The organism is Mesorhizobium sp. U510 (assembly GCF_059180695.1).
The window spans coordinates 240,997-265,087 of sequence record NZ_CP180531.1; the positions used below are offsets into that span (position 1 = coordinate 240,997).

Genomic DNA, 24,091 nt, shown 5'->3' on the forward strand with positions numbered 1-24,091 from the left:
ACGTCGGGCGGATATCCGATTGATTCCAGCTACCAATGGTCGCCGCCGCTAAGACGCCTATCTCCGACCCAAGCTGCCACCTCAATATCAAAAGCTTTAGTGCCACAGTTTCTCGCTCAGCCATTCAAGCAGCTTGTTGCCGCCAATCGTTCTGCGAACCCGTGCGGCCGCCCATTGAGCCTTAAATGTCGTGCCGACGTGGCAACTGCATACGATGCTGTGCAATTGCCGGTCGGTCAGTTCGAAGAACCGCTTGGCTTCTCCATAAGAATCATCCCTCAGGCCCAGCTCCCGCAATACCGGATCCTCGAACGCCACGGTGATGGGCGAGCCCTCACAGCGTGCCGAATCACGGGCCTCCCGCTTCAGGTGCTCGGTGCCTGTAAGAGCGCCCAGGCACCGATCTGGGTCTTTTTCCAGCAGTACTGCCCAACGTTCTATGCGCTGTTGGCGAGTCATGAACGGGTACGTCGACAAAGGCTGAATCTTCGCGACTGTGTGCAGTTGTTCCAGGGTTTGATGTTTCATGGTGGGCTCCTGTGGCTTGAGGTCCCCTACCCTTCAAAAATTATCGCGCACCGACGTCCTGACAAGACCCGGCCCCGCTGCGTATCAGCGACGAAATTGGCATAGCGCGCTCGTTGATGCGGCCGCTGTCACTGCCGGCGCTGCGAACGCTCGTGCTTGATTATCCGTGCGCCGGCCCACGTCAGGCGCACTTCCAGCGGCGCCAGGCGGCATCGAGGCGGCACGACCCTAACGGCAGATCGAATAGAACTTGGCGCGTTCGCTCAACGGACCATGTTTGGAACATATTTTTTCAACCGGTGAAACAAACCGCGCAAATCTCAGTTTCGGCGTTGGCATGGCCGCAAAGATGCCGGCGTGGCCAACAGGAGGTTCAGCATGCTTGCGAAGAAACAGTTCTGCGTTGGGGTGGTGCTGGGAACTCTGATGATCCCGCCCGGTTTTGCTCCCGTCTCAGCTCAGGAGATCCCGAACGATTTCAGCGCAATCGTGCAGCAGAAGCTACCCGCTGTCGTCGCCATCACGACGAAGCAGCTTATCGACGATCAGGCGTCGCTCAACGATTTCCTCGACCCTTTCGACAGTCGCGGCTCGGGCACTGCCCAACCGCAGGTCCGAGAGGCGTTGGGCTCGGGGTTCGTGATCAGTCCACAAGGTTACATCGTCACCAACAATCACGTCGTGGCCGACGCCACCGAAGTTCACGTTGTGTTTTCCGACAAGGAAACCAAGCCTGCTCGCCTTGTCGGCCGCGATCCGGGCACGGATATCGCGGTACTGAAGGTTGATCCGCGGCCCAATATGGCAACGGCTGCGTGGGGCGACTCCGACGCCGTTAAACCGGGCGCCTGGACCATTGCGATAGGCAGTCCCTTCGGACTCGGCGGGTCTGTCACCGTCGGAGTGCTTTCTGCCCGTTCCCGAGACATTCAGGCCGGTCCCTATGACGATTTCCTGCAGACAGATGCATCCATAAACAAGGGGAATTCCGGAGGGCCGCTGTTTAACGCGCGCGGCGAGGTGATTGGGGTCAATACGGCGATCGTCTCGCCATCCGGTGGAAGTGTTGGGATCGGCTTTGCCGTGCCCTCTCGAACTGCGCAGAGTGTCGTTGATCAGTTGATCAGCGCCGGTCACATCGAACGCGGCTTCATCGGAGTGCATCTTCAGGAGGTCACGCCCTCTCTTGCCGAGGCACTTGGCATTACAGGCACCAGGGGTGCGCTAGTCGCCTCGGTAGAGCCCGGTAGCCCGGCCGACAAGGCAGGAGTGCGTCCCGGCGACGTCATTACCAGGTTCAACGGCAAGGACGTTCAAAGCGTCCACGATCTCACTCTCGCAGTCGCCAACCAGAAGCCAGGATCCAATGCGACGCTAACAACAACCCAACAAGGCCGAGAAAACGAACTCAACCTGACAGTCGGCAAACGCAAGGATGAGGGGCTGCGGACGGGTACCGTACCAAGTTCGGGAGCAGCCGAGCAACACCTGGGGCTCTCTCTCAGCCCGATTCCAGAAGAGGCGCGCCAGCAACTCGGCCTTCAGCCGGACGCGACAGGCGTGTTTATTCAAGACGTCGCCCCAAATAGCCTCGGCGCTGAAAATGACCTTCGCCGTGGGGACGTAATCGTCTCGGCCAACAATCGCGATGTAGCGCAGCCGTCAGATATTCAGGAGGAATGGGTTAAATCCAAACAGAAGAACAGGCCTATTCTGTTGCGCATAAATAGACGCGGACAATCGCTTTTCGTCGCCATAGCTTCTCCCTGAGGCCTACTATCAGGAATGAAAACCGAAAATATCGCCGGGTTGCGGATGATTTTAGTTATTCTTTCGGGAAGTTTGCCCAGCACGGTAACCGAGAGAACAACAAGCCGGTCGTCGCCCCTGTGTTTCTTCCACGTTTTTTCACCTAAGTTCGAATGTCAGGGTACAAAGGAATTCCGGCGACCGGCCCAGCTAGGAGCGCACTAGCAGCGGCACGAGCCCTTCATGGCGCTCGTCGAGATAACAAACAATGTGGTCGCCGACGCGCTCGAACGTGAGATCGACTTTCGCCTCCCCAACCGCCAGGTGACGAATGACGATATTGTCGATGCCTATTGGCAACCGTGGCCGGTCGACCTCGATCGCACGGTTCCACCCGTCGATCCGAATTCCCAAACAGGCCTGCAGCATCATGAAGGCCGAGCCGGCGGACCAGGCCTGCGGCAGACACGCGACAGGATAGGCAACCGGTGCATCGCCAATCGCGCGGGTGAACCCGCAGAATAGCTCGGGGAGCCGCATGTTAAAACGAACCGCGGCCTCGAACATGCTGCTCATGAGTCTCACGACGCCGGCACGCTCTTGGTAGCGGGCGAGCCCGGCGGCACAGATGGCAGTGTCATGCGGCCAGATCGAGCCGTTATGATAGGACATCGGATTGAATGGCACCTCGTCGTCGGCCAAGGTGCGGACGCCCCAGCCGCTGTTGAGGTGACCCGAAAAGAGCTGCTCGGCTATTGACGACGCCCGCTCCGCCGACGCTAGCCCGACATAAAGCAGGTGACCGGCGTTAGAAGCGCGCACCGCGCATTGCTTACCTTCCCCGTCTATGGCCAAGGCGTAGAAATTTTGGTCTGGCATCCAAAAATGCCTCTCCACTGCGTTGCGGATACTTTCCGCCAGAGCGCTCCATCGCGCTGCCTTCACCGGGTCGCCGCGTCTGGCTGCGAGTGCTGCCATGCCCTGGTAGGCTGCAAAGGCATAGCCTTGCACCTCAACCAGCGCGATGGGTCCCCTCGGGATCGTGCCGTCGGCATGGAATATGGCGTCGGCACTATCCTTCCAGCCTTGGTTGAAAAGCCCAGTGTCCGCCGCCCTGCTATAGGTCACGAAGCCCTCGCCGTTGCGCGTTCCGACATCCTCTATCCATCCGACCGCCGCACAGAGCGAATCCCACATGCGATTGACAAACAGCTCATCGGCAGTGCGATCGGCGTAGGAGCAGGCGAGGTAGACATAGAGCGGGGTCGTATCGACGCCGCCATAGTAGCGGCCGAACGGCAGTTCGCGCAGCACCGCCATTTCCCCCTTGCGCGTTTCATGCATGATCTTGCCGGGCTCGGAATCATCGAATGTCGAAGTCTCAGTGGACTGATGGCGCGCAAGGAATGCCAGGACCCCGCGGGCAAGTGCCGGGTTGAGCCAAAGCATCTGAAGGGCCGAAATGACGCCGTCGCGGCCGAAAGCGGTCGAGAACCATGGAATGCCGGCGTAAGGATACGGGCCGGTCTCAAGATCGGTGGTCAGCAGTGCGATGTCGGCGCGCGTGCGCGTAAGCCAGTCATTGAACACGCGGCCGGAACTGAAGACGGTGGCGCCCTGCCGCCGCTTCGAGCGCATCGCAAATCGTGCTCGGGCCGCAGCGGCTCGAAAGCGGTCGCTGGAGGGGGCTTCTTCGTCGTGACCAACCTCTACAAACAGCGCCATTGCGTCACGCCTGCCCACTACAATGAAGAACACGGCGTGGTTGGACTGGATCTGGTCAGGCCGCGTCGAGAACGAAATATTCGACTGGCGCGCCAAATTGTCGAGCCCTTCGTAGCGAAACGTGACGCTTGCTTCGCCGATCAGCGCGTCATGGGCGTGACCTCGGCGGCTGCGCGTAGTGCCACGGACCTCGAACATGTCGCGAAAATCGGCGTCGAAGTCGAATCTCACAGGCAGGAGCACTTCGCGCCCAGAGTAATTCGTGAAGGTGACCCGCTCGAACATGCGATTTTGCCAGATGAACCGTGTCCGTTCGACGTGGACGACACCCGGCAGCGTTTCACGACCGTCTGGACCCGTCGTGGCCAAGTTCGTGAGATTGGCGGTGAACAGTATGTTGTCCTGCGACAGCGAGGCGCCAAGCAGGGAAGGAATGCGCCCGCCGATGAACAGACGGAAGCGCGACAGTACGCGCGTGTCGTCGCGGAAAAGACCGTCGCCGGTGCCACGTATGTCGCCGTAGCTGTCCGAGACGATGAAGCAGTCCTCATGCTTGAGCGCAAATTGCCTGTGAGGCTCGCGTGGCGCCGATTCATCGATCGCCGGCAGCGCCACAGCTGGGTCAAGCTTGCGATCTTCGGTTTCAGCGATCATGTCAGCTCTCCCGTTCGAAAGAGACTTTGCCCATTGAGGGCACATGCTTGTCGATCGTCGCCGACATCGAATTCGTCACCACCGCCCGCCTCGGCGCGGCATGGTCCGAACGCAAAAGCGTCGTTCGACTGGAGGTGGTATGATTGGCGAATTTTGGATTTTGAGCAATCAAACTTGATATCCAGCCGATCGCTTACGCCGCCGGTTCAGTCGCCTGACCAGCTATGTTTCCAGCATAGCTACTACGTCGGAAGGAACGTTGCTTGTCGCCCGTGAGCGAGCGATAGATCGCCATATAGTCGGCGCACATGCGCTCGGCGGTGAACCGTTTTTCAAAAGTCCTCCTCACCCGAGCTCGATCGAGGTCACCTACGCGATGAACGGCCTTCACGGCCTCTGCGATATTCTTCACGATAAATCCCGACACCCCATCATCAATGACTTCGGGAACGGCGCCACGATTGAACGCCACCACGGGGGTTCCGCAGGCCATCGCCTCAATGGTCACGAGGCCGAACGGTTCCGGCCAGTCGATCGGGAATAGCAACGCTGCCGCATTGCCCAAGAACTCCGCCTTTTGCCTCTCATTAATCTCGCCGATGAACTCAACATTTGAATTTCGAAGCACCTGTGGTTCGACGCTTTCTCTCCAAAACGAGCGGTCAACCGAATCGATCTTGGCCGCGATCTTCAGCGGCATTCTTGCGCGGGCGGCGATTTCTATCGCGGCCAGCGGTCCCTTTTCCGGTGAGATGCGGCCAAGGAACGCCAGATAGCTCGAGGCCTTCTCACGGAAGGGCAGGATACCAGGCGGCAAGCCGTGATAGACCGTTCCGAGCCAATTGACCGGGGGCATCGGCCGGCGCTGATCATCGGAGATCGAAACCAGTGGAATGTCATCGAACATTGCATAAAGCCGTGCGAGGTCTGGGAGGTCAAGCCGGCCATGAAGGGTCGTAACGGTTCGCCTGCTAAATTCTCTAATGATCGGAAAGTGCAGAACGTCGACGTGGAAATGCAGCACATCGAAGGCTTCCGCCCATCTGCGTACCTGCTCAAGCATCGAAACGTGACACGGCACGGGGTCCCTTCCCTTAGGGCTCAGGCGTAACGCAGCGTCGCAACACGCCACAAGTTCGGCCGACGTCCTTGAGTCGCCGCTGGCGAACAGCGTCACCTCGTGGCCTTGTCGAACCAGCTCCTCGGTCAGATACGAGACGATGCGCTCGGTACCCCCATAGAACTTGGGTGGGACGGACTCCATTAGAGGTGCAATCTGGGCGATCTTCATTGTAGGTGCGTCCGCGACTTAAGACTTGCCAAGGCCGACGGCATGCGAGCGCCGCTCCTTTCGCCCGCAAACTTTCGAATTGCTAATATGTTCCCGAAAGACGTAACGGCTGACGGTCTGACGCAGGGGAACCGCACACAAGGGCTCGGCCGCGGGTGCGATCGCTGCAAAGTCCCACTTCAGGCAAGCCACCAGGTGTTCGGGCACGCCTTAGTATATTTTCACCAAAATGCGGCCAAGCCTGCATTGGTTCGCTTCGAATCCGGAGGGGCCGGTCCGCCGGTCCGGCGGTCCGGAGTGGGCCGGCCCGAATGGATTCCATCGAATGTGAGGCCAAACCGCGATTGGTCACGGTCATCTCGATGGCTGCGGCGCCACCCATAACAGTCAGGTTCCTCAGCCTCGATAAACAGGTCAGGTGTAGACCCGATTTTGGGACCAAAGTCCGACTCTGGAACGGTTCGACGCCCTCTGGGTTAGATTTGTGAGCGCCGACGAGGTGCTCTTCAACTAGCATTGAAGGAGAAAATCATGAGGATGCATTTCGGTGCCGCCGCTGCGGCTTTCTTGCTCATAGCCGGAATCGGTGCGGCCGCGGCAGAGGATGTGGTCATCCAGCCTGAACAGGACACGGTCATCCGGGAATATGTGAAAAAGCAACCGTTGGCTTCCGTAAAGCTTCCTGGCGTGGAACTCAATGTTGGCACAGCTTTACCTGATACCGTTGAGCTGCATGAGGTTCCCAACGTCAAATACCGGTACGTCGTGATCGACAACCGGACCGTCCTGGTCGATCCGGGTACGCGCAAGATCGTCAAGGTGTACGATTAAACGGCAGACGGCAGACGTTGATCGGGCGGCGGAAGTTGAAGGGGTGGCAGCAGGCTTTGTAGTCTTTGCGGCCACCCTCTGCCGCTCTGGCCCGACCTGTCCTACTGGAGCCTACGCGCATTTCGGGCCTCATCCCCATCCTCGCAAGCAACGCTGGCTCATTTGCCGCTACGCATTTCCCGGCCCTAGCGACAACACCCGGCAGCGCGTGGAACAGATTAAGCTGTCGTCCTTTAGCCAGATCCATCCGTTCGAGAGGTCGTTGGTGCGCACTGTGAAGCGACGGGGGAGGCAGCGGCAGCATTGGCTTTGAGACAAGCGGCTGATCGGAAAAAACCAGAAGAGAACACCAAGACGGAAAACACAGTTCGCCATTGCTCGAACCGTGATCCGCGCAGGCAAGTCGTTTCAGGGTAATCTACTGGGGTCGGGCAACGCCGTCAGACCCATGCCGACAATCACAACTCCGTAAAATCGTACATCGATTTATTATTGAGAGCCGACTCAAGGAGAGTGAGATTCGTCGCTTCGCCCGGCTGGCTCAAAGGGCCGGCGCGGCCCGGCTAGTCATCCTGTGTCAGCCCGAAGGCGGGCCGGGCCACTTGCCACGACTGATCGCCTCGAAAATCACTTCGGACGCTTCTGCCACGAGCATGCATTTCGTCAAGCCCGTATTGTGGTGCACAATATGCGGCATCAACGTCCCACCGAGCGCAAGTTCTATTGATTTGGGCTATCCTTTGCCATGACGTTGAAGAGTACGAGGCACGCCAGCAGGGATACGACACCGCCCAGCAGGTCGTTGCTCGTCAGACCGGCAAAATGGACCAATTCAAACGCCAATACGGACATCATAGCCACCCGGGATTCGAAGGCCTCCAACCAAATTAGAACCGCTACGCGGTGCTAATGTTCCGCCCATGGGTTGGGGATTCACATTTCCGCAGATTCGACCACTCCAGGCTTGTTCGGTGGAAGGGTTATCCCTCTATCCAGGCCTTGTCGCCGATCATCCTTGCCTACGCTCCGATACACATTGGATATTGAAACCGGCCGCGGGCGAGCCTTATAAAAATCGATGTTTTCCCCATTGCTTTCTAAGGAGCTTGCGATGGATAGCGTGACCGTAAGCCTCAATGATCAGGTCAGCCCTTGCGTTGAAGTGATCGAAGTCTGCGGAGAATGGTTCGTCCGCGTGGTCGACGGCGACGAGGAACTAACCCGATCATTCCAATTGGAGCCGTTCGCCCTGGCCTACGCAGAGGGCCAGCGAATACGTCTCGGGCTTACTGATTTCGATCGGCTGTAGCGGTTAACGCCCGCTATCTTGCCGGGAGCTGGGACGTTCCACACGCTCATAGCCTCCGTCACCCTGATCGGCTGGCGCACACCATCACGCCGGGCATCGGCACGATATGGCTATAAGTTCGAGGGGGTCGGCTCAGCTACGCCAGTCACGTTCGCGTCATCTGATGCGCGAACATCCTCGTAATCGACTGTCGCGACGACCGCCCCGCTTGCATCCTTAGCCCGCACCGCCCAACCGACAGGCGTTTCACCACGCGAGAGCGCGTCCTGCCACAGGTCGGCCGCAGAACGTCGGCATTCGTCCAAGACCGCTTGCAGCGTGGGAAACGAGAGGCCTGCGAGCTCTCGCACTTGACCCTTGTCTTGATACTCGAGGGTATAAGACGCGGCGCGGCCTGATTCCAGCTGACTTCGCATACTGGCGTCTGCGGCGCCGCTGTCTTCATCGAACGCGGCGGCGTGCAATAGCAGCACCTTTGCCTTTGCAATCAATTGCACGTCATCGAGGGCGCTGTCATAGGCCAGGGAGACGGAAATCGCCTCACCACCTTCGCCCACGAAGCGGACTGTCGGGAAAGGTCCGTTCTCGACGACCGTTTCAAGAATCTGCATGGGATACTCCACCGCTATCGGTCTTTCGGATCAGTCCTTGACATACGCCCCAGGCTGTCGCCCGCTCTTTGGCGCCTTGGCGTCCTTGGAATGCTCGGAAAGGGCGGGCCCGGCGCCGGAGACCTTCTGTGTGGACGGCGATGGCGTTGCAGGCCGTGATGGAGACTTGGATTGAGGGGCCTGAGGGTTCTTGTCGGAAGTTGTCATGTCGGTTTTCTCCCATGTCATGAGTCAGGGATGAACTAACCATCGACTTGGAGGTTCCCCCGTCGTCGCGTTTCCAGAGAACCGCTTAGTTTGCGAGAGCGAACCGTCGGCAATGATCAAGATACGCAAGCTCATGCGTTGCGAGCAGGTCAATGACGCTCGTCCATAACCACGACGGTGTCTTAGTGTTCGCGCCAGTCGCGTGCGACAGTTCGCGGGTCCAACAGCGCCAATCGGCGACGTCCATCTGGCGTGCGTGTGCTTCGCCCACAATCGAACCGAGGTGGCGGGCAAGCGCCTGCGTCTGTCGACTTGTCAGCCGGTCGATTTCGAGTTTCATATCGCGTGGCGATATAGCCCTTACAAAGACCGGCTTCCCCTCAATCTCACCGCACACCATGCGATCGCCAAGGTTTGGAGACATGGCGCGCGCGCCTGCCCGGACACGCTCAGCATGATTGCCCGGCACCTGTGCCCGCCGTGCCGAGGGAGCGGCCGCAGCAGTCGCTTCCTTGATGTCGAGCAGCGCCATGCGGCGATGCTTGCCCCGCATGAGGGCCGCAAAGCGCAGATGCCCGAGCGAACTGCATCCTTTGATCCAGTACGCCGCGTCCATGAATTCCCAGCCTTTCTTGCCGTGCTGTTCCGTCTCAGGAGTTAGGCCTGAGATATCCAGAACTTGGCAGAAGGTGCGCACCTGGCTGCGCTCGGGGTGATGCAAGGGCCAAAACCGACGGTTCCGCGGCAACTGCTTCTGTTGTCCTTCAAATCGCTCAAGGGCGAGGTTGTGCCAGCGGCGATGCGCGGCGCGTTTGAGCAGCTTTCGCAGGTCCTCGGATCCCCGCGCGCCTGACGAAGGCGCTGCCTTGATGTAGCCGGCGAGGAGGTTGTCGAGCATGTGCGCTGTTGTCACGCCCGGGAGGTCGGAACTGCGGATGGCCGAAGCCAGCGAGAGGCCCAGCCGCACGAGGTCATCTGCCGGGTTGCCGATGACGGTCTGGTCAAAATCCCGGATCTGGATCGCTACGCCGCCTTCCAGGTCCGAGAGCGCTCCCAGGTTGCCAAGATGGCAGTCGCCGCAGATCCAGGCAGCGGGGCCTTGCGGCAATCCTTCATCATGCTTGTTCAGCCAGTCATAAAACAGCCATGCGCTGCCGCGCACGAATGCATGCTGCGACTTTGCCATTTTGCGGAGGCGCAACCGCTCCAGATACCTTGGCCGATCCGAGAAGTTCATGGCTGCGTCTCCCGCCATCGGCGCAGCAGCGGCCAGACATGCCAAAGGCCGACCAGCACAATTATTGAGACGGCGGCGGCAAATACGCCCACTGCGGCTATCCCCGTAATCTTGCTCACCACGACGTACATCTCCACGGACAGTCCGACCGCCAGGAATACAGTTGCGGCGAGGACCAGCCTGCTCGCCACGGTGTAGAACGCCGGCGCCGCCTCTCCGCCATAGACGATCCTGTGATAGGCCGCCGGCGTCATGAGCAGGACGGTCGACAACGCAACGCACGCCAGGGCAATCCCATGAGAAGCTTTGTCAAGCGGCGGCATGGCGGCGAAGCCTTGAGTGACCACAATTGCCAATTGAAAGCCCAGCATGGCTTGTGCCCCGGGCAGCACAATGCGGCTTTCGGTCATCGCATACTCGATTTTGGTCTCGGTCGACGTTTGATGCATGGCTGATGCTCCCTCCTGTCGCCCCGCTCTGAAAACCATCGGGCCGTACCAGAACGTCAGCGCCAAAACGAGCCCCGCAGTCCCGGCACCGAAGGCGACAGAGACTCCACCGGTAACCTCCCCGGCGATAGCAAGGTCCAGGGCCATCGCCAAAGCGAACGGCGCGAGTGTGGTTTCGGCGGCTCGGGTAATAAAACGATCAACGCGCGGTCCAGCCGCGCCGTGTTCGACAATGCGATGGTAGGCGCTCGGCGTAATTAAAAGCCCGACAACGAGGACCATCAGGCCCAACGCGATGACGTAGATCACTTTGGCATCGGACGGCAGGGACGAGAATGCTGTCTGAAAGGGTCCCTGAAGCTGGAAGCCGAGCAAAATCTGCGCGCCAAGCATCAGCGTCCGCGATTTATCCAATGCCAGCTTGGTTCTCTTGTCGGGCGTCACCTCTTCTCAACCTCGGATGAGTTGTCCAATCATAACAACGGCCGCTGCAGCCATCACGACTGTTGCGACCCAACCCACCACGCGCAGCCCCAGAGGAACGGTGGCCTTTCCCATAATGTCAGGCCTCGCGGTCATCGCCATCATCACGGCCATAACGGGGACGGCAACCACGCCGTTGACCACGGCGCTCCAGTACAGGGCTTTGATTGGGTTGATAGGCGTGAAATTGAGGCCAACCCCCACGACGGTCGCGGCAGCGATCGTGGCATAAAAGGCCTTGGCTTCGAGCGGCCTGCGGTCGAGACCAACCGGCCACTTTCGCGCCTCTCCCAAGGCGTAGCCGGCCGAGCCCGCGAGCACGGGTATTGCCAGAAGCCCTGTGCCGATGACGCCAACGGCGAAGATTGCGAAGGCAAAGTTGCCCCCGACGGGTTTAAGGGCCTCCGCCGCCTGACTCGTGGACTGGATGTCCGTCACACCATGAGCATGTAAGGTCGCGCCGGCGGTAATCATGATGGCAAGCGCCACGATGTTCGAAAAGGCCATGCCGACATAGGTATCGAGGCGGATGCGTTCGACCGCGTTTTCCGTTTGCTCCGGGGCGTCCTTCAGTGGCTGGCGCTCTGGCTTGGCTTTCTCGTCTTCGACCTCCTGCGACGCCTGCCAGAAGAACAGGTATGGGCTGATGGTCGTGCCGAGTATCGCCACCACCGATGTCCAGAAATTGGCGTCGGCAGTGAATTTGGGGATTAGCCCCTTCACGACGTCGGCCCAAGGGACGGACACCACCAGGACCGTGGCGAAATAGGCGAAAAGGGATAGGGTCAGCCACTTCAGAACGGAGACGTACCGCGTATATTTCAGGAAAATTTGAAGGATGACCGAGATGGCACCGAAGGCCACCGAATACGCCAGGGGCGGTCCTCCGACAATCAACTTCAACGCGTCGCCCATGGCACCGAGATCGGCGCCGATGTTGATGGTGTTGGCTACGAGCAGAAGGAGGACTACCGACTGAAGCAGCCAGTTCGGATAGTATTTGCGCATGTTACCAGCGATGCCGCGTCCGGTCGTGCGACCGATCCTGGCACTGATCTCCTGGACGACCGCCATAAGCGGGTAGCTGAACAGCATAGTCCAAGTCAGCCCAAAACCGAATTGGGCTCCCGCTTGAGAGTATGTTGCGATTCCGCTCGGATCATCGTCGGACGCGCCGGTGACGAGGCCCGGCCCGAGCACTCCAAGGAGGCGTGGTTTTGACGGCCTGACGACCGGGCTGTTCTTGACGTTGTTCATGGGCTGTCGCCTTGCCTTTAACGAGCTACCTTGAGCAAAGGTCCGTAGGCCAAATAAAATCTCGCTGCATTAGCAAAAGTTGCAGATGCCGGCGCACTGTGTCCTTGGTGAGCCAGGTCCAGTCTACCCATCTGCACCGAACCGCAACTTCGGTCTCGAGTTGCCATACCAACTCATGACCCATGCTGATTCTCTACCCGCTGTGGGTAGCCAGACCCAGGAACACGCTGAGCTCTTCCTAATGCGTCTCGAACAGATCGGCGATGCGCAACAGCACGCATTGCCGCTCATAGGGCGAGAATTTTCGACCACGGTCCTTCGAAGGCGGCGCGTGCGGCGGCCACCGCCGCGTCGACATCGGCCGCCCCGCCGCGCGGCACGGTGGCCATCACCTCGCCCGTCGCGCGGTTCAGCGCCTGCATCTCCTGGCCGGACCGCGCCGGCGTCCACACGAATTCCGCCGCGACCATCGCTCCCGCCACCGGCGACCTCAAACCAGGAAAGCTAAAAGGGCGTTCGGATAATCGGACTGTGCAACAAGCGCGACTTCGCCGGACGTTGCCGGCGACGAAGGAACAGATATGAGACTTGCTGGCTAGGTCGCCATCGTCACCGGCGGCGGTTCGGGATTTGGCGAAGGCATCGTCAGGCGTCGCCGAGGGCCAAGGCCCCGGCGTTGCGCCGCGGTCAATCTGACGTCAGGAAGATGTTGCCAGTGAATCGAGCGGATGATGGACGATGCGAACGCCATTTACCGTGGGAACCTTGAACCTGAATAGCACCTCACCCACTGGATCGCGTCATGGAACGTTTTAGCCCTATCGAATGTTCATCATGCATGACGGAGTCAAAAGAAACCGAGCCAGGTGTGGATGCCAGCCGGCAGGAGTTTTCCCCGGCGTATTGCCGGGCAGCTCGCGCACTATTGGACTGGTCCCAGGCGCGCCTGGCTGCGAAGTCCAACCTATGCGAATCCACGATACGCGACTTTGAGAGCGGTCGGCGCATCCTGCGCGCGGAAAGAATTGTAGCGGTCCGCAAAGCCTTCGAGTCCGCCGGCGTCACGTTCATGGTCGGCGGCCCTTTGCTGGCAGCGGCCGCCACAGGCCTGCCATTACCTGAAACTGGAGGCCGCCCGGCCGAGGCACCAATGGCGGACGAAGGATTGTCGAGGCGATCGTTGCAAAAGAGACGCAGTCGACCGTTGAAGGGTGAAGATGCCGAGGTCAAACACATCGTCGAGATGCATGACATTTCGCCGGCCCAAGCGCGAGAACTTGTGCGCCGTCACGGAAACGATTGGCGCAAGATCGAGGAAGCTGCGAAATCCTATAAAGACCAGAATAAAGCGCCGCTGGAAGGCAAAGCTTGAGCCGCAATCCTTCAGGTAGTCACGGGAGTAGCAGTCGTAGCGGCGTTCCCGAGAAAATGTTGGAGCTGGCGATGCCGGAGATACTCACTGCGCGGTGAAGAAGGTCAAAAGCACCTTGCCCTTTTCGCCGAGCAGACAAACGAAGCGATCAGCCGCTCCCGTTTTACCATTGCGGGCGACGTCTTTGCACCGCACTGCACCCAGGCCTGAAGGTCGTCGAAGGCGTAGACGACGCGACCGCCGGGTTTGGGTAGGCAGGCCGATTATGTAAGTGCTCTCGTGCGCGTCGAAAGACTGAGGAAATGCGCGCCTTCGCAAGTGCTCAGGTAGCGCGGCGGCAATGGCGCGGCGTTGGTGTTCCCGGCGTGTCTCCTTGCGGCATACGCGGGCGAGACTTCAGCTTCCGTCGGCCAAATCCGCCCGTTCGAGAGGTCGATGGGGCCCTGCGTGAAGCAAGGAGGCAGGCAATCGCCGCATCAGCGGCTCCAGACCTACGGCACATCATCCTTAGCTTTCGGCTTTGAACTTCGCGGCTTCGGTTTTGGCCTTCTCTTTGCCGTGTTCGGCGGTCAGGTCCTTAGCCTGCTTTGGCGAGATGTCGGTAGTTTCCGCTATTTCCAACGCCTCTTTGTCCGACAACTCGGTATGCTGTCGAATGAGCCGAGAAGCAACTGACCAAGCTGCAGGCCGACCTGATCGAAGCGACAGCCTTCGGCTATTTCGGCTTGGACGAGGCGAACGCGGGATCCGCGTGCCGGTGGATCAGCTTCCATTCGCCGCCATCGCGCTTAAAGATTTCGGTGACGCGCAGCTTCAAGCTGGCGGGATGTCCGTCAATCATGCCTTCGAAGTCCTGAAAACCGGTCCAAAACGCAACGTCCTGAGGGTCCTGCAAAACTTTCAGTTTTGTTTCGTTTCCGAGCGAGAACGCCTTTGCGTCGCCGTCATAGCGCGCGGCGACTTCTGCGGCGCCGGAAACTGAACCACCGGTAGGGGGAAGAAGGTTGCCGTGCCTTTGCGCGCGACGATCGTATCGAGCATGCTCGCATCTCCGGTCGAATAGGCCGCGGCAATCTTTTCGCGCCGCGCCATGAAGTCTTCGAAGCCGCCATCGGTGTCCGCTCTACCAACAGCCGTAGCCCACTTCTCGAAGTCGGCCATAAATTTGCCGAGGAAGGCCTTGGTCTTGTCGTTGTTCAGCTTGCCGGTCTTGTCGAGCAAGGCGGCGACATCACCAATGTAGGCTTCCGGCTGCTGCATGGCTGGAACATCGAGAAAAACCAGTGCTTGGCGCAGCGCATGATTGGCACCAAAGGCGCCCATCTTGTAGGGCGAAACACTGACAATGGCGGCCGGCTTGCCGGCCCAGGCGTTCTTGCCTTCCGGGCGGGAGGCGACATCCAGCGCATTCTTCAGGCAGGCAGGGACTGAACGGTTGTATTCGGGCGTCACGAATAGAAAGGCATCAGCGCCGGCAACATCGCGCCGTAGTCGCTCCCATGCCGCTGGCTTCTGGCCTTCCAGATCGTCATTGAACATGGCGACGCCGCCGATTTCGACCAGCCGACAAGCCAGGCCCGGCGGCGCGAGTTCGATCAGCGAATTGGCTACCATGCGGGTGAACGAAGCCTTGCCCAGACTACCTACAAAGACGGCGACATTGATCGACATGATGGCTCCAATCCCTGGCTTTTTCTGACCAGCGACAAACGGGGGCGGTGCTGGCATTGTTCCGGCATTTTTTATTCGAAGGTGCCGCCGACCGACCGAAGCCGATGAACTTGCCGTGCGCGACGGCGTTCGCGACTACAAGACGCGGTGGATTTAGCGCGATCGCGGGTAGAGCGCCGAAGGCGCGCCGGCTCTGTTGCGCGCCGGGCGGCGGCGCGTAGCTCAGGGGAAGCGCCAGTCTGTTCGGCGCCGTCGTCAAATCATTCGCGAGAACACACGGACCGTCCGCGTGACGGCCTTCGGCAATACGCTGACTTTCCCATTTGAGGCTGAACGTAACGCCCGCTCCTACGCCGATGGCCAAGCGTCCGGCTCGGCGTCGAGATTGCGACGCAACAAGTGCGCCTGACCGTCTGATGATTACCTCTCGGAGGGGGCGCGAACTTCTTCGTTGCGGACGAAATAGTCGCCGGCCGCTGCCAGGACCGCCAGGAAGGCGGCGCCGTATCGCGCGAAGCCGAAGGCCTCGGCAGCTGCAATCTTTGCACCGCGCTTGTGCTCGAGGACAAATCTAGCCGCGGCCTCCCGAGCTTCGCCGGCAGCCTCGCCGAACAGTGCGCGCTCTTTGGCCGTTGGCTGAAAGGCCTGGCCAATGGCATGGCCAACCAACACTCCTGCCGCCGAGCCGGCGATCATCTTGGCGCGATCGAGATTTGTAACGGCGCGAGGCGTTCCAGCCTGATAACCGTTTCGCTCTGCATGGGCATCTCGGCCGCTCGTCAATGTCGCCGGGGATGCGTCGACACGCCCTGTAGCGGCATTGCCGTCAGCACTCCTTCGTCCCGCATCAAAAACGGCGACTGCTCCCAATGCCACGGCGGCCGCTATTCCGCCATTCTCCTTGACGGCATCCGAGATCCCCCCGACCACCGCGGCGACTTTCTGTCTGGCGTATTGAGTGGAAACGTCCGCCAAATGTCTGGGCTGCAGCCGGCGGCTCACTTCGCTCACCGGGCCGAACAGAGCTTGCCGTTCGGCTCGGCTCTGCACCAGGATATCCCTGATTTCATTGCTGGGTTGAGCCATAGCGTATTCCCTGCTTCAAGGCCGCCAGGTCGGTCCGCACCTGATTGACCGTCTCGACGGGCGTGATGGTCCACCCGGTCAGCGCCCGCTTGGCAAGATAAAGGGACATCGAACCTGCCCCGATCAAAACAAGGGCCACAACCAGGCATGCGAGCATGGGGCCAATCCCTAAAAAAATCATTGCAAGGATGAGACACTGAACAATGGCGAACGCAGCCAGCGCAAAAAACATGACAGCGGCCACTCCACACGCGCCCGATGACACGAGTGCCGTGGACTTGGCTCGCATTTCCGCCTCGAGCAGACGCAGATCGAGGCGAATCAACGATCCAAACTGGCTTAGCGCTTGGCCGAGCACGCTCCCGAAGGGCCGGTGATCCATTCCATCATCCATGCGAATGATCCTTCTCAGGAACGATCGGCGCTTCGCATGATCCGCGTCAGGACGACGCCGGCGAGGATACCGACGCCGAAAAACGCGGCTGGCTGACGCTGCGCGAATTTCGTGACGGAATCGAGCAACTCGCCGACGTTGCGGTCCCTGATATCGGTTGAGATGCGCTCGACACCTTCGGCAGCACTGCGCACCATGCTTGCGACCTGGGGCGCCTGCTTTTCGATGCCGTCCGCCGCGTCCTTGACGGAGTGGGCGATATTGGCGATAGCGTCGGCGCCGGCCGTCTTATTGGACTCGACTGCCTCCTTGAAGGCGCCCGCGGCATCAGCGGCAACAGACCCGGCATAATCCTTGGCATCGCTCGACACGGAGGCGGCGGCATTCTTCAGATGCGACGCGGTCTCCGCCGCACTTGTCTTGAGCTTGCCCAAAGCTTCTTTGCTCGTCTCGGCACGCTCAGCACCCTCGTTGCCCCGCCAGCCGTTTTCGTTGGTACCCGGTCCCGTAAAGTCGTCCGTAGTTGGCGTGTCCATGATGTTTCACTCCTGTTCCTAGGAATTGAACTTCGCTATCATCAAGCGGTTCCTGCCCCCGAGGAATAAAGGATCTGCCGCTGCGGCTGGACGCGATCACCCGGCGCTCGCCCCCTTTGGGCCCTTCGCATCGCGCGCCGTGCAGTAGGCTTTACATCGCAACGCGTCCACGAACGCCAGGCGACGACCGGTTGGTAGAAGCGCTTGAGGCTGGCTTGGCACAACCCCGTCATCGGCGATGGTGATGCGGCATCCGTCGCCATCGACCACGCTGTGAAGCGTTATCGTGCCGCCTTCTCGTCCCTTGAAGCCGTGTTTGAGCGCATTGGTCAGCAATTCGTTCACAACCAGCCCCGTTGGCATCGCAACGTTAATCGACACGCGATAGGTATCCACCTTCATGTCCAGGCGTATGCCTTCCACCGCATGCGAAGCCATTACCGCCGATGCTATCTGGCTGAGATAGATACCAAGATCGACCTCATCCTTCTGCTCGTCGTTCGACAGCGCCTGGTAGAGTATCGCAAGAGCGTCGACGCGGCCGGCCAACCTCTCGAACCGTTTCTGGTCGGGCTCCGCCGCATTGCGGGTCTCCAGCCGGATGAGTGCGGTGATCATCTGGAGATTGTTTTTTACCCTGTGCTGCAGTTCCCGCAGCAATGTATCCTTTTCCCGGACACGCTCCTCTACCGAGGGCGCCTCCTCGCCGTGAGAGGATACGTCCACCAAGGCGACCCGACGCGGGTGGCCTCGGCCGCATCAGAAACCATACGCGGCGCCGAATGTTCCATCGTGCACCGTCAACGCTTCTTCGGCGTCGGCTTGATCTCCTCGGCCCGCACCTGTCGCCGATCTCCTTGGCTGGTGCGAGTGCTTGTACGAAAATTCTGATTCCGATGAAACCCATCGGCTCCTCCATTCGTTTTGAGCACCGGTTTTGCCCGAGTGGAAGAGACGAAGTGCCATGCCCTTGTCCGATGAACTGCGCGATGTAGCGATCGAGTTTCACTGTCCGGTCTGTTCATATCCGACGGTGAGAAAGGGATCCTGGCTGAGAACGGTCGGCAGCTTCAAATGCGAAAGCTGCGAGACGAAGGTGAGGATTGGCTACGAAGACAAGCTGGCGATTTTTGAGCGCCACCTGAGAAAACGATAAACCGCTGGTTCGTTGAGATGTTTCTCTGGTTGATTCCTGCTGATCGAAGCCTCCGGCAGTGGTTCGTCCGTGTGGTCGATGGCGACGAAGAACTAACCCGATCATTCGAATTGGATTCGTTCGCCCTGGCGTACGCCGAAGGCCAACGACGACGCCTCGGGCTTCCTGTCTCCGATCGGCTGTAGCCAACGTTGGGGAATGGCCGGTGCGGTGGGGGCGTTGGGGCACGACGGACACCGCACCGGCCATTGCGGTGGGGGCTCGGGTTCCTCCCCGCGTAATTGACTTACCCCTACGTAAGCCATCCCGCAATTAAGCCTGTTGACCTACGCCGCAGGCGACCGCGCCAGGTCCTGTTCCCATTCCATCGGATGAACGGAGGATCGTCGCCGGTGATACCTTAGGCCGAACCGCCTCCAAACCAGTGAATGAACTCGACTTCCTTGCCGGTCACTTCTCACACCGTCTTCAACAGAGTCTCATGCAGAACACGCGTTGCCCGGTAGTGATCACATGTAGGCGATATCAGCGGCTTCATGATGCTCTTGTGCAGCGCTTCCTCTGCTAGCTTCGGGGCTCTTAGAGCGCAAGACTTGGCGATGGCGGCCCTGGCGTCGTTCAGTCGCAACTGCGCTGTGGCGAGCTGGTTCACGAGCTCCGGCATTTTCGAACGACGGTATCCTCAATGAATCGCATCGCGGGGGCGCAAGCCAGATACTCGCCTCGCAAGTGGTCCGCTGCATCAAGCTCAGCGCTGACAAGCATCCCAGGGCTAATACCGCATGGCTGAAAGGCGAAGCGGTCCGGCCGCATCAAACCCGCCGCTTCCCGGCGGCGGTCGCGCCATCGCCGACGCCTGCCGAAAATCGAAATCCCCATAGCCATCGCCTGTGGCCCGCAGCTTCCTTCCTCGGGGACTTTCGTACGCCTGCCGGCCCCCGAAACTCTTCACGGCAGCAGACGGTCCGGATCCGGGAATCAATGGCCAGAAAACGCCGTACGCGTCGACCTTCCTAGAGCAGCCAGAGATTGGCCTGCAGCTTGGTAATTTAATCGAACTGCTCGGGGACTTGCTTGGGTTGGATGAGGTGTCAGGCACGTCGGCGGGTCGCAAGCAATCCCCAATGACGAAGTAAGAAACACAGTCTTGTCAATTTAAGCATCAGGCTGCAGCTCCAACACGAAATCCCTTAATTCGTAACCGCCTCTCATGTCGGAAACAGCTCTGAACATATTTTCACGCCGCTGGAATATCGTGGCTTGAGCACCACCATCGAGTTCGTCGGCACTGCGTCCCAAAACCAGCAAACCGCCATCGACGACTGTCTTTGCAACGGCCCGGAGCGCGCGTTCGATTTGAACGCGCGGAAAGTTTCTCTCCCCAAGGGCATTCATCACGCGCACGACATTATACTGCGTAGGTGAAGGCGAAAAGAAATTATCCCTAGTTGCTACGAAGCAGTTGTCCATTTTCGTCCTTGCCATGACGTCGGGATGGAAAAGTGAAACGGGCGTCAGCTTTGTTACGCTTGGAGACAACAGCCGAGCCAAAAACTCATTTGCCCGCTGGCTTCTCAATGCGACAGCGCCCAGTGCTACCTGGAGCACAACTTGGTCTTTGTCGAAGAAGACCCAGAATATCCCTTTGCGGGCCGCGCAGATCTCATCGTAGTAATCGCTTGCCGTAAGCCTGACAGGTCGCTCGTGGCTTAGCCTGTTGAACAGTTCCAAAGACGTAATACCGTCAGATGCAGCCATGTCGTGAACGGTGACTTCCTTGTCTATCGGTAACCCCCGGGTGGCCGAGATGATGGCTGTGTCCAAGTCAAGAAACCGGTTAGGCCGTGTCGTTTTTGACGTGAACGGTCCACCTGGCATCGATGCAAGTATGCGCTTTCGTTCTTTGGCGGTGGGTGTGGAAAGCAACCTCACAAAAGACGGCGCTAAGATTTGCATGAGCAACCCCTTACCACGCGGCAGGCTGTCGTTAAAGGCGAACCCTGCAGGGCTGTTCAGGCGCGTCGGTGCAGGGCCAACCCAGAACTGCGCGGTCCATCTTAACGTGTGATGCGACGAGAATAGTGGCTCACCAACCTGACGCATTTTTCTGGATTATTCGCTCATCGACATGAACTAAACTCGATCCCGTTCGTTTAGGGTTGAAAAGAGGGCGAGCAGCTTGATACTCAGTCGACATCGTAGGTTTTTTTCAAAACGATCAAAACTGGCGGCACGAGTTGCGAAATTCTTTTTGTCGCGATTTTGCGGTTCCCAAAGAGGTAACCACCTATCTGCCGCCCCCCGATGAACGGCTGCATCGCAGCTTGGAAGCGCTAGCTTGAAACGTCAACGTCGGCGACAATTGAGGGACGCTCGCGGACATCCGGGAATGTGGTGAATGGGCGCTACGAAGAGACATCTAGATCGCCTGAAAATTGCGAGCAAAATAGGCCAAGCATGGCTGCACGGTATTTTCACATCAAGCCGACTGGCTCCCGGACTTATTTCAAAGAGTAGCGGGGCGCCCGCTGACCAATTTCATCTTCTTGAACAGCACCGTCAATACGGCAATATTTTCAAGACATGGTCGGGTGGAAAGCTAACAACCTGCATCGTGGGGCATGAACTAGGCCTGAGGTTTCTGACGGAAAACAAAGCCAAGCTGCGCGCCGCCACGATCGATATGACGCCGATCTTTCCAGAGGGCTTCCTACGAGCAATGGAGGGAAGCACCCACGTCCATTATCGCCGCATGTTTCTAGCTGCTTTCCGAGCCGTCTCGCTTGAAGGTCGCAGCGCAGAACTTAGGACTATCCTTCGCAGCCGCCTGGCCGAACTGACCACCGGCGAAGGCCGGCTGCGCTCCCAGGCAGCAGCTCGAATTCTTAAACAAGCGTCGACGGCGTTGATGCTGCAACTCGTCTTGGGTGCCAAAGACGGGTCCGAGATCGCTGGTGAACTCACGGACGCGTACGATGACTATGCCCCAAACGGCATGCATATTGTCATCACGCCCACCGAGCGCGCCAAATACGAGCGCATCAAACGTTTAGTGCTTGCATTGGCGGACGACCTGAAACGATCGGAACCTGCGCCTTCGAGCTTACTCGAATACATGGTGCGGTCCCAAACGCTCGATGACACGGTCATTGGCAATTTGATACATATGACCGAATTTGCTCGTTACGATTTTCACGGCTTGTGGCGTTGGATACTTCTCGAACTGGCGGGCGAGGAGAGTTACCTGAATTTGATAGCAGCCGAACCCGATGCTGGGCGACGCGAGTTGATGGCAAAATCAGCAGTATCCGAAACCCTCCGCATGCAGCAAAGCGAGTTTATCCTTCGGACTGCCATCATGCCGATCGTCTTCGAAGGCTTCCTTATTCCAAGGCGAAGTCGAGTCAGGATCTGCATTTGGGAAGCGCACAGAGACCCCGGCCAGTTTCTCGATCCGGATGTCTTCAAGCCCGACCGATTTGTCGACAAGAAATTCTCAGGCGCTTCTTATGCTCCGCTCGGACTTGATCATCACCGGTGTCTGGGCGCTGGTTGGACGGTTCAGTTGAGCGGCATGCTCGTTGAGGAGCTCGCAGAAAACTTTTCCGTCAAACTCTTCAATTATGGCACCGTCAGCCGAGGTCACTTCCACTATGAGCCAGGTCCCGACTCTCACATATCATTGACGGCAAGGCGATGATCCGCGAACCGCGTGCTGAGGTAATGACGCGCGTCTATATTGGCATTGCCTCGCGAGATCGGCCGAAAATGGTTTCAGAACTTCTTGACTCGGTTGCTCGCCTCGACATCAGAGCGAACCTTGAGCTGGCAATCATTCTCGTTGAGAATGGCAATGGCGAAGTCTTGCGGCAGGCAGTTGAGCGTTTTGCGGCAACCCGTGCTAGCATCAAGATTCATCACCTTGTCGAACCGCGGCTGGGTATTGTTTTCGCGCGCAACGCCGCTCTCGAGTTTGCTATCAACTCGAAGTTCGATGGCTTGGCGTTCGTTGATGACGATGAGGTCGTCACGCCCACCTGGATTCTCGAACTGCTATCGGAACAACAACGCGGCCAATATGACATTGTCGGAGGGCCGGTCAGGGCATTTGTTGACCCGCGTCCATTGACCTTCTGGAACCGAATCGTCTGGAAGGGTCTCTCATCGCGCGTACAGCAGGTGGAGCAAACATGCGGCGAAAGAAAAGCCAACGGCAAAGAGTCAGAGATTGTCCTCTCAACGAATAACTGGCTTGTGAGCCTGCCTTTCGTTCGAAAGGCGAACTTGAGGTTCGATGAGCGCTATAATTTAACTGGAGGAGAAGATACGCGGTTTTTGCGGGATGCATGGCAACTTGGTGCCAAGACGGGGTGGGCACCCAAGGCTGTCGTTCGCGAGCAGATCGTGCGCGAACGGCTGTCGCCATGGTACCAGATTAGACGAGCGCGCGACCACGCCCTTGTATCTTTGAATGACAAATCTCATCGACGGCCGGCATCGAAATGGCTCCGTGCGCCTGTGTCTGCAATTTTCAAACTTCTGTCCGGGTTGGTGCTGTTGTTGCTTGCGCCCTTTACGGGAGGGGCGACATTCTTCAATGCGCTCAGGGCTCTAGGCGAGGCCGCTGGCCGCACCCAGGGTCTCTTAGGCATCAAAAGCAAGCATTACAGTCTGACAATGGGCAAATGACGCTTGTCGAGCGGGCCGCACACGACGCCCATTGCTTTGCCTCGAAGCGCCCTTTTGCTTCCGCCATTTCCGGGCCTCGCTGTCTACACCATGTCGCATAGGAGCCCGTCCTCTCAGCGCCCAAGGAGCGCGGCCGCAACGGAATTATGGTGCGAGAAGGCACCCAGCGCCTCGCAACTAGGGGATTAGTTGAAGGCGGGGATGGTGGTCACGGTCTCCTCCTGAAGCTTGGCCTTAATCTCCTCGGGTGTGAGGTCTGGGCCTCCCGGAATCAGATCGTGCTTCTTGAGCCACCAGATCGGTAGCTCCTCGGCGTCGCAGTGGGCCAGGTTCGCGTTGATCTGCGATCGCAGCCGCTTCAGTTCATGCACGTGATCACAGTGCTGGCGACCTGGTCGAACTTCGGCCGCACCACACCGATGCTAGTGCGGACTTCGACCAAAATCGGTTCGGCGAGCTGCAGCGAGCTTGGCCCGTCGAGCTCGAGCTTCGAGGGCAGCGCGCTATCGCCGGGGACGAAGGTGAAGCCAGTGCTGCCGTCGGTGGGGGGCATGCGCACGGGAATGACCTTGTCGACCGATACGGACGCTGTGCCGGTCGTCGTGAGCTTAGCCTCGCATGCATACTGATCGAGCGGGCTGGGTCGTCGTCGAATGCCTTGAGGGTGGAGTAGCCCAGCACGCCACACGACACGAACGGAGCGTTTTGTGCAAACCGCGACGCTGTCACCCTCAACTCGCCGGGGCTTAGGTTCGTAACGCTCCATGTGCCGCCGACGGTCACCGCTTCGGCATCGGCTGAGAACGTCGTGATCGCGCCAGGAAGGGCTCTCGGTGCTGTGAACGGAATGCGGGCG

At 59.1% G+C, this 24,091-nt stretch carries 20 protein-coding genes and 4 pseudogenes; 6 read left to right on the top strand and 18 right to left on the bottom strand.

Annotation, left to right across the window (positions count from 1 at the left end; translation table 11 throughout):
* Positions 1–96: 96 nt before the first annotated feature.
* Positions 97–528, bottom strand: coding sequence for a hypothetical protein (locus tag ACLGL5_RS01205; protein ID WP_019864045.1), 432 nt, complete (start codon positions 526–528; stop codon positions 97–99).
* A gap of 378 nt (positions 529–906) precedes the next feature.
* On the opposite strand from ACLGL5_RS01205, the gene ACLGL5_RS01210 reads away from it, so the two are divergent.
* Positions 907–2,298, top strand: coding sequence for a Do family serine endopeptidase (locus tag ACLGL5_RS01210; RefSeq protein WP_032920954.1), 1,392 nt, complete (start codon positions 907–909; stop codon positions 2,296–2,298).
* Between the two features lie 189 nt (positions 2,299–2,487).
* On the opposite strand, the gene ACLGL5_RS01215 is transcribed toward ACLGL5_RS01210, so the two are convergent.
* Complete coding sequence (locus tag ACLGL5_RS01215; RefSeq protein WP_019864043.1) at positions 2,488–4,656, bottom strand: amylo-alpha-1,6-glucosidase; 2,169 nt, start codon at positions 4,654–4,656, stop codon at positions 2,488–2,490.
* 193 nt (positions 4,657–4,849) lie between these two features.
* On the bottom strand, positions 4,850–5,947 hold the full coding sequence (locus ACLGL5_RS01220; RefSeq protein WP_019864041.1) for a glycosyltransferase family 4 protein: 1,098 nt from the start codon (positions 5,945–5,947) through the stop codon (positions 4,850–4,852).
* A 531-nt stretch (positions 5,948–6,478) separates the two neighbouring features.
* On the opposite strand from ACLGL5_RS01220, the gene ACLGL5_RS01225 reads away from it, so the two are divergent.
* Positions 6,479–6,778, top strand: coding sequence for a DUF1236 domain-containing protein (locus tag ACLGL5_RS01225; RefSeq protein ID WP_064982366.1), 300 nt, complete (start codon positions 6,479–6,481; stop codon positions 6,776–6,778).
* 1,111 nt (positions 6,779–7,889) lie between these two features.
* The gene (locus ACLGL5_RS01230; RefSeq protein WP_027047930.1) at positions 7,890–8,087 is read left to right on the top strand and encodes a hypothetical protein; all 198 of its coding nucleotides are present in this window, start codon (positions 7,890–7,892) and stop codon (positions 8,085–8,087) included.
* A gap of 110 nt (positions 8,088–8,197) precedes the next feature.
* On the opposite strand, the gene ACLGL5_RS01235 is transcribed toward ACLGL5_RS01230, so the two are convergent.
* From ACLGL5_RS01235 to ACLGL5_RS01255, 5 genes and pseudogenes are all read right to left on the bottom strand, one after another.
* Entirely contained in the window at positions 8,198–8,698 is a 501-nt protein-coding gene (locus ACLGL5_RS01235; RefSeq protein WP_019864037.1) for a DUF6894 family protein, read from the bottom strand.
* A 292-nt stretch (positions 8,699–8,990) separates the two neighbouring features.
* Positions 8,991–10,142: a DUF2252 family protein gene (locus ACLGL5_RS01240; RefSeq protein ID WP_494372652.1), complete on the bottom strand. Its 1,152-nt coding sequence runs from the start codon at positions 10,140–10,142 to the stop codon at positions 8,991–8,993.
* Positions 10,139–11,035 carry a DUF6328 family protein gene (locus tag ACLGL5_RS01245; protein ID WP_494372653.1) on the bottom strand — a complete coding sequence of 299 codons (897 nt, stop codon included), beginning with the start codon at positions 11,033–11,035 and terminating at the stop codon, positions 10,139–10,141. The genes ACLGL5_RS01240 and ACLGL5_RS01245 overlap by 4 nt, the downstream gene beginning before the upstream one ends.
* A gap of 6 nt (positions 11,036–11,041) precedes the next feature.
* A complete protein-coding gene (locus ACLGL5_RS01250; RefSeq protein ID WP_020629218.1) occupies positions 11,042–12,331 on the bottom strand; it encodes an Nramp family divalent metal transporter in 1,290 nt (429 codons plus the stop codon).
* Between the two features lie 241 nt (positions 12,332–12,572).
* Positions 12,573–12,780 (bottom strand): annotated as a pseudogene (locus ACLGL5_RS01255) (aldehyde dehydrogenase family protein); the annotation flags it as partial.
* Positions 12,781–13,133: 353 nt separating this feature from the next.
* Here ACLGL5_RS01255 and ACLGL5_RS01260 point away from each other — a divergent pair.
* On the top strand, positions 13,134–13,703 hold the full coding sequence (locus ACLGL5_RS01260) for a helix-turn-helix domain-containing protein (protein WP_494372654.1): 570 nt from the start codon (positions 13,134–13,136) through the stop codon (positions 13,701–13,703).
* Positions 13,704–14,210: 507 nt separating this feature from the next.
* Here the strand turns inward: ACLGL5_RS01260 and ACLGL5_RS01265 are convergent.
* The 8 genes and pseudogenes from ACLGL5_RS01265 to ACLGL5_RS01300 form a co-directional block, all read right to left on the bottom strand.
* The gene (locus ACLGL5_RS01265; RefSeq protein WP_019864030.1) at positions 14,211–14,342 is read right to left on the bottom strand and encodes a hypothetical protein; all 132 of its coding nucleotides are present in this window, start codon (positions 14,340–14,342) and stop codon (positions 14,211–14,213) included.
* A gap of 76 nt (positions 14,343–14,418) precedes the next feature.
* Positions 14,419–14,640, bottom strand: a pseudogene (locus tag ACLGL5_RS01270) (nuclear transport factor 2 family protein); the annotation flags it as partial.
* Positions 14,641–14,843: 203 nt separating this feature from the next.
* Positions 14,844–15,374: pseudogene (locus ACLGL5_RS01275) on the bottom strand (NADPH-dependent FMN reductase); the annotation flags it as partial.
* Positions 15,375–15,794: 420 nt separating this feature from the next.
* Positions 15,795–16,376: a hypothetical protein gene (locus tag ACLGL5_RS01280; RefSeq protein WP_494372655.1), complete on the bottom strand. Its 582-nt coding sequence runs from the start codon at positions 16,374–16,376 to the stop codon at positions 15,795–15,797.
* Positions 16,377–16,440: 64 nt separating this feature from the next.
* Positions 16,441–16,854 (bottom strand): phage holin family protein, encoded by a 414-nt coding sequence (locus tag ACLGL5_RS01285; protein WP_199201964.1) that lies wholly within the window; start codon positions 16,852–16,854, stop codon positions 16,441–16,443.
* A 14-nt stretch (positions 16,855–16,868) separates the two neighbouring features.
* A complete protein-coding gene (locus ACLGL5_RS01290) occupies positions 16,869–17,390 on the bottom strand; it encodes a hypothetical protein (RefSeq protein WP_494372656.1) in 522 nt (173 codons plus the stop codon).
* A gap of 96 nt (positions 17,391–17,486) precedes the next feature.
* A pseudogene (locus ACLGL5_RS01295) lies at positions 17,487–18,131 on the bottom strand (sensor histidine kinase); the annotation flags it as partial.
* A 1,570-nt stretch (positions 18,132–19,701) separates the two neighbouring features.
* On the bottom strand, positions 19,702–20,370 hold the full coding sequence (locus ACLGL5_RS01300; protein ID WP_494372657.1) for a hypothetical protein: 669 nt from the start codon (positions 20,368–20,370) through the stop codon (positions 19,702–19,704).
* Positions 20,371–20,944: 574 nt separating this feature from the next.
* On the opposite strand from ACLGL5_RS01300, the gene ACLGL5_RS01305 reads away from it, so the two are divergent.
* Both ACLGL5_RS01305 and ACLGL5_RS01310 read left to right on the top strand, forming a co-directional pair.
* On the top strand, positions 20,945–22,246 hold the full coding sequence (locus ACLGL5_RS01305) for a cytochrome P450 (protein WP_019864015.1): 1,302 nt from the start codon (positions 20,945–20,947) through the stop codon (positions 22,244–22,246).
* Complete coding sequence (locus ACLGL5_RS01310; protein WP_019864014.1) at positions 22,243–23,235, top strand: glycosyltransferase family 2 protein; 993 nt, start codon at positions 22,243–22,245, stop codon at positions 23,233–23,235. Before ACLGL5_RS01305 ends, ACLGL5_RS01310 begins: the two co-directional genes overlap by 4 nt.
* A 185-nt stretch (positions 23,236–23,420) precedes the next feature.
* On the opposite strand, the gene ACLGL5_RS01315 is transcribed toward ACLGL5_RS01310, so the two are convergent.
* Complete coding sequence (locus ACLGL5_RS01315; RefSeq protein WP_494372658.1) at positions 23,421–23,606, bottom strand: hypothetical protein; 186 nt, start codon at positions 23,604–23,606, stop codon at positions 23,421–23,423.
* Positions 23,594–23,794, bottom strand: a complete 201-nt coding sequence (locus tag ACLGL5_RS01320) for a hypothetical protein (protein ID WP_494372659.1) — start codon at positions 23,792–23,794, stop codon at positions 23,594–23,596. The genes ACLGL5_RS01315 and ACLGL5_RS01320 overlap by 13 nt, the downstream gene beginning before the upstream one ends.
* Positions 23,795–24,091 lie beyond the last annotated feature (297 nt).

What these genes read in the sequence shown, in the direction of transcription:
- ACLGL5_RS01205 (WP_019864045.1), bottom strand. Translation starts at nt 528, where the DNA reads ATGAAACATCAAACCCTGGAACAACTGCACACAGTCGCGAAGATTCAG.
- ACLGL5_RS01210 (WP_032920954.1), top strand. Translation starts at nt 907, where the DNA reads ATGCTTGCGAAGAAACAGTTCTGCGTTGGGGTGGTGCTGGGAACTCTG.
- ACLGL5_RS01215 (WP_019864043.1), bottom strand. Translation starts at nt 4,656, where the DNA reads ATGATCGCTGAAACCGAAGATCGCAAGCTTGACCCAGCTGTGGCGCTG.
- ACLGL5_RS01220 (WP_019864041.1), bottom strand. Translation starts at nt 5,947, where the DNA reads ATGAAGATCGCCCAGATTGCACCTCTAATGGAGTCCGTCCCACCCAAG.
- ACLGL5_RS01225 (WP_064982366.1), top strand. Translation starts at nt 6,479, where the DNA reads ATGAGGATGCATTTCGGTGCCGCCGCTGCGGCTTTCTTGCTCATAGCC.
- ACLGL5_RS01230 (WP_027047930.1), top strand. Translation starts at nt 7,890, where the DNA reads ATGGATAGCGTGACCGTAAGCCTCAATGATCAGGTCAGCCCTTGCGTT.
- ACLGL5_RS01235 (WP_019864037.1), bottom strand. Translation starts at nt 8,698, where the DNA reads ATGCAGATTCTTGAAACGGTCGTCGAGAACGGACCTTTCCCGACAGTC.
- ACLGL5_RS01240 (WP_494372652.1), bottom strand. Translation starts at nt 10,142, where the DNA reads ATGAACTTCTCGGATCGGCCAAGGTATCTGGAGCGGTTGCGCCTCCGC.
- ACLGL5_RS01250 (WP_020629218.1), bottom strand. Translation starts at nt 12,331, where the DNA reads ATGAACAACGTCAAGAACAGCCCGGTCGTCAGGCCGTCAAAACCACGC.
- ACLGL5_RS01260 (WP_494372654.1), top strand. Translation starts at nt 13,134, where the DNA reads ATGGAACGTTTTAGCCCTATCGAATGTTCATCATGCATGACGGAGTCA.
- ACLGL5_RS01285 (WP_199201964.1), bottom strand. Translation starts at nt 16,854, where the DNA reads ATGGATGATGGAATGGATCACCGGCCCTTCGGGAGCGTGCTCGGCCAA.
- ACLGL5_RS01290 (WP_494372656.1), bottom strand. Translation starts at nt 17,390, where the DNA reads ATGGACACGCCAACTACGGACGACTTTACGGGACCGGGTACCAACGAA.
- ACLGL5_RS01305 (WP_019864015.1), top strand. Translation starts at nt 20,945, where the DNA reads ATGGGCGCTACGAAGAGACATCTAGATCGCCTGAAAATTGCGAGCAAA.
- ACLGL5_RS01310 (WP_019864014.1), top strand. Translation starts at nt 22,243, where the DNA reads ATGATCCGCGAACCGCGTGCTGAGGTAATGACGCGCGTCTATATTGGC.